At 71.6% G+C, this 4,797-nt stretch carries 4 protein-coding genes; 2 read left to right on the forward strand and 2 right to left on the reverse strand.

Going from position 1 to position 4,797, the window contains the following annotated elements; translation table 11 throughout:
* The coding region (locus ACYVE7_RS29235; protein ID WP_460369135.1) for an AAA family ATPase at positions 1–609 on the reverse strand (609 nt) is incomplete at its 3' end.
* Between the two features lie 138 nt (positions 610–747).
* Between ACYVE7_RS29235 and ACYVE7_RS29240 the strand changes: the two genes are divergently transcribed.
* Positions 748–1,251, forward strand: coding sequence for a nitroreductase family deazaflavin-dependent oxidoreductase (locus ACYVE7_RS29240; protein ID WP_460369138.1), 504 nt, complete (start codon positions 748–750; stop codon positions 1,249–1,251).
* 43 nt (positions 1,252–1,294) lie between these two features.
* Here ACYVE7_RS29240 and lon read toward each other — a convergent pair whose 3' ends face one another.
* A complete protein-coding gene (gene lon / locus ACYVE7_RS29245) occupies positions 1,295–3,652 on the reverse strand; it encodes an endopeptidase La (protein WP_460369141.1) in 2,358 nt (785 codons plus the stop codon).
* A 183-nt stretch (positions 3,653–3,835) separates the two neighbouring features.
* Here lon and ACYVE7_RS29250 point away from each other — a divergent pair.
* Positions 3,836–4,797: FAD-dependent oxidoreductase (locus ACYVE7_RS29250; RefSeq protein WP_460369143.1), on the forward strand; the 962-nt coding region annotated here is incomplete at its 3' end.

Here is a 4,797-nt window from a genome sequence, read left to right on the forward strand (position 1 = left end):
CGTCGTCGGCATTGATCCCGTCCAGCGCGGTGCCCGCCTCGTCGAGGATCTGGGTGATGTCGGCATCGGTGGCGCGGTGAACATCCGCACGGCCTCGGACTCCTCGGGACGTCCGCCGGGCGCGGGCAGTTCCAGCGCCGGCACCCGCCACACGTTCTCGCCGGGAATCCGCAGCGGTTCGCGGCTGGTGGCGAGCACCCTGATCCGCCGCGAGCCGGCCAGCAGCCCCCGCAACAGCCCTACGACGGCCTCCACCAGGTGCTCGCAGTTGTCGAGGATGAGCAGCCCTTCACGGTCGCGCAGCGCGGCGAGGAGCGCGGACTCGGGGTCGATCCCGGAGCCTTCGGCGCCGCCCACGGCCTGCGTGACCCGGACGCGGAGCGTGTCCGCGTCGGCTCCCGCGTCCGCGTCGGCGAGCTCGACGAACCAGGCGGCCTTGACGGGCAGCCCGTGGGCGACCCGCAGCGCGAGCCTGGTCTTTCCGATCCCGCCCGGCCCGCAGAGCGTGACGAGACGCGCGGCGTCGAGGAGCTGGCCCAGGTCCTCGATGTCGCGTTCACGGCCGACGAAATCGTCGGGCTCGGCCGGAATGTGCTTATCTGTGATCATGTGCCTCGGAGGTCAGTGGTCCGTGGCAGTGAGTCTTGCATCGGTTACCCTGCGGCGTCCCGCTAACGGTGGATCTCGCCAAGCTACCGACCAAGCGCTAGATTGTGCGGACCCCCGGCAGTCCCCCCAGGAGCGTCCATGACCAGCCCCACCGCCAAGACCACCCTCACCCAGCGGATGTTCGGCCCGCTCTTCCAGAAGATGTCCGGCGCGAAATGGTTCAGCAAGGTCGGTCCGAAGGTCGTCCCGCGGCTGGACCGGACGGTGCACCGGCTCACCGGCGGCAAGGTGATGCTCGGCCAGTCGCTCGTGCCGAGCCTGTACCTCACCACGATCGGCGCGAAGAGCGGCGAGCGCCGTCTGTCGCCGCTGCTCTGTATGCCGCAGGGCGAGGGCTGGATCGTCGTCGGCAGCAACTTCGGCCAGGAGAAGCACCCGGCCTGGACGGGCAACCTCATCAAGAACCCCGAGGCGACCGTCGAGTACCGCAAGCGGAGCTACGAGGTCGTCGGCGCCCTGCTGGAGGGTGAGGACCGGGCCGAGACGTGGGCCGAGCTCAACCGGGTCTGGCCGGTCTACGACCGCTACCAGGCCCGCGTCGACCGGGAGATCCGGATCTTCCGGCTCACCCCGAAGCAGTGAACCGGCGGGCCCCCTCCCCGGGGGCCCGCCGGTCCGGCGGCCGCTAGCCGACCAGTGAGCCGGTGCGGGCGGGCTCCAGCGCGATCGCCAGCACCTCGCGGACGTCGGCGACGGCGTGCACTTCGAGCTGCGCGAGCACCTCGGCCGGGACGTCGTCCAGGTCGGGCTCGTTCCGCTTGGGGATCAGGACCGTGGTGATCCCGGCCCGGTGCGCGGCCAGCAGCTTCTGCTTGACGCCGCCGATCGGCAGCACCCGGCCGGTGAGGGAGACCTCGCCGGTCATCGCCACGTCACCGCGGACCGGACGGCCCGACAGCAGCGACGCCAGCGCCGTCGTCATCGTGACGCCCGCCGAAGGGCCGTCCTTGGGCACCGCCCCCGCCGGGACGTGGATGTGCACGCCGCGGTCCTTCAGATCGCCGACGGGCAGCTCCAGCTCCGCGCCGCGCGACCGCAGGTAGGACAGCGCGATCCGGGCCGACTCCTTCATCACGTCGCCGAGCTGGCCGGTGAGCGTGACGCCGGTGTCGCCGGTCTCCGCGTCGGCCAGCGACGCCTCGACGTACAGGACGTCGCCGCCCGCGCCCGTCACGGCGAGGCCGGTGGAGACGCCGGGCACCGAGGTGCGCCGCTCGTTCTCCTCCAGGGACGCCTCGGGGGTGAACCGGGGCCGGCCCAGGTAGTCCTTGAGGTCGTCGATCGTGACCGGCAGTTCCCGTTCGCCGAGCGCGACCTTAGCGGTGACCTTCCGCAGCACCCGGGCGATCGCCCGCTCCAGCGAGCGGACCCCGGCCTCCCGCGTGTACTCCCCGGCGATCAGCCGCAGGGACTCCTCGGGGAAGACGACGTCGTCCGGCTCCAGCCCGGCCTTGTCGAGCTGGCGGGAGAGCAGGTGGTCGCGGGCGATGGTGACCTTCTCGTCCTCGGTGTAGCCGTCGAGGGAGACCAGCTCCATCCGGTCGAGCAGCGGCCCGGGGATGGTGTCGAGGGAGTTGGCGGTCGCCAGGAACAGCACGTCCGACAGGTCGAGCTCGACCTCCAGGTAGTGGTCGCGGAAGGTGTGGTTCTGCGCCGGGTCGAGGACTTCGAGCAGGGCGGCGGTCGGGTCGCCGCGGTAGTCGGCGCCGACCTTGTCGATCTCGTCGAGCAGGACGACCGGGTTCATCGAACCCGACTCCTTGATCGCCCGGACGATCCGCCCCGGCAGCGCGCCGACGTAGGTGCGCCGGTGGCCGCGGATCTCGGCCTCGTCCCTGACGCCGCCGAGCGCGACCCGCACGAAGCTGCGGCCCATGGCGCGGGCGACCGACTCGCCGAGGGAGGTCTTGCCGACTCCGGGCGGGCCGACCAGCGCCAGGACCGCGCCGGAGCGGCGGCCGCCGACGACGCCGAGCCCGCGTTCGCCGCGCCGCTTGCGGACGGCGAGGTACTCCACGATCCGCTCCTTGACGTCGTCGAGGCCCGCGTGGTCGGCGTCGAGGATCTCGCGGGCGCCCAGGATGTCGTAGGCGTCCTCGGTCCGCTCGTTCCAGGAAATCTCCAGGACGGTGTCCAGCCAGGTGCGGATCCAGCCGCCCTCGGGGCTGGCGTCGCTGGAGCGTTCGAGTTTGTCGAGCTCCTTGAGCGCGGCCTTCTCCACCTTCTCGGGGAGGTTCGCGGCCTCGATCCTGGCGCGGTAGTCGTCCTCCTCGCCCTCGGTGTCGCCGTTGAGCTCGGACAGCTCCTTGCGGACGGCCTTGAGCTGCTGGCGGAGCAGGAACTCGCGCTGCTGCTGGTCGATGCCCTCCTGGACGTCCTTGCGGATGGTCTCGGCGACGTCGAGTTCGGCAAGGTGGTCGCGGGCCCAGCCGATGACCAGGGCGAGCCGTTCGACGACGTCCGGGGTCTCCAGGATCTGGATCTTCTGGGCGACGTCGAGGTAGGGGGCGTAGCCGGACTGGTCGGCCAGCAGCGACGGGTCGTCGATCTGCTGGACGATGTCGACGAGCTGCCACGCGCCGCGGTGCTGGAGGATCGCCTGGACGAGGCCCTTGTACTCCTTGACCAGTTCGGCGGTGTCGGCGGCCTTGGGGATGTCGACGGTCGCGCCCTCGACCCAGAGCGCCGCGCCGGGCCCCGTGGTCCCGGTGCCGATCTTCACTCGGGAGGTGGCGCGGACGACCACGCCCGGTTCACCGCCGGGCAGCCGGCCTTCCTGCTCGACCACGGCGAGCACGCCGTAGGCGGCGTACTGGCCTTCGACGCGCGGCACCAGCAGCACCCGGGGCTTGCCCGCACGTCCGGCGCGGGCCGCTTCGACGGCCGAGCGGACCTCTCCGTCCAGCTCCAGCGGGACGACCATGCCGGGCAGGACGACCGTGTCGTCGAGCGGCAGCACCGGCACCGTCAGGGTCTCGCTCATATCCTGCTCCTCAGGGTCATGTTTCTTGAGTCTCTTGCACTCAACAAACGTGCTCCCGGTTCATTCCATCCCCCTGTTCGCCAAGAGCGATCGCCAAAGAACCGGGCCTGGTGCGAAGAGGGAACAAGTTCTATAAAACGGTAGTACTACATGTCGTAGTACTACGGGAGGTCGATTGTGCGTGTGATCATCGCGGGGGCCGGGATCGGTGGGCTCGCCCTGGCGCGGGCGCTGCTCGCGCAGGGGCATGAGGCGACCGTGCTGGAACGTGCTGATGGGCTGCGGACGGGCGGCGCGGGACTGACCGTCTGGCACAACGGGGCGCTCTGCCTGGACCGGCTGGGCATCTCGATCGACGGGCTCGGCAACCGGCTGGACGCCCTGGAGGTCCGTGGCGCGCAGGGCCGGAGCGTCGCCGTGATCGACGTCCGGGCGCTGTCGGAGCGGATGGGCGCCCCGGTCACCATGACCGCGCGGGCCGAGCTGCTCCGGCATCTGCACGCGCCGCTTCCCGCGGGGACCGTCCGGTTCGGGGGCGGCTACACGAGCCATGTCGAGACCCCGGACGGGGTGGCCGTCACCGCGTCCGACGGGCGGGTGCACGTGGGCGATCTGCTGGTCGGCGCGGACGGCGCCCACTCGGCGGTCCGCCGCGCCCTGTTCGGCGACCGTCCGACCCCGACCACCGGGGTCGCGAGCTGCTTCGGCATGATCCCCACCCCGCTCGCACCGCTCGGCCACTGGTCGGGGATGACCGTCGGCCGCGAGGGCGATTTCGGCTATATGGAGGTGGGGGGCGGGCGGCTCGTCTTCTGGTTCGACCTGCCCTGGCACGGCAGTGCCCCCGACAAGCCACTCGAACTGCTGCGGAAGCGGTACGGGCACTGGGCCGCACCGGCCCCCGACGTCCTGAACGCGATCACCGAGGACGATTTCGGGATCTTCCCCCACCACCGGCACCGGATCCCCCGCACCTGGGGGCGCGGCAGGACCACCCTGCTCGGCGACGCCGCCCACGCGATGCCGCCGACACTCGCCCAGGGGATGAACCAGACCTTCGAGGACGTCGTCGCGCTGGTGGACCGGCTCGGCCGCTCCCCCGGCCCCGGCGGCGTCGCGGCGGAGCTGCGCGGCTACGAGGCGGG

The sequence above is a fragment of the Actinocorallia lasiicapitis genome (assembly GCF_054778695.1).

What these genes read in the sequence shown, in the direction of transcription:
- lon (WP_460369141.1), bottom strand. Translation starts at nt 3,652, where the DNA reads ATGAGCGAGACCCTGACGGTGCCGGTGCTGCCGCTCGACGACACGGTC.
- ACYVE7_RS29240 (WP_460369138.1), top strand. Translation starts at nt 748, where the DNA reads ATGACCAGCCCCACCGCCAAGACCACCCTCACCCAGCGGATGTTCGGC.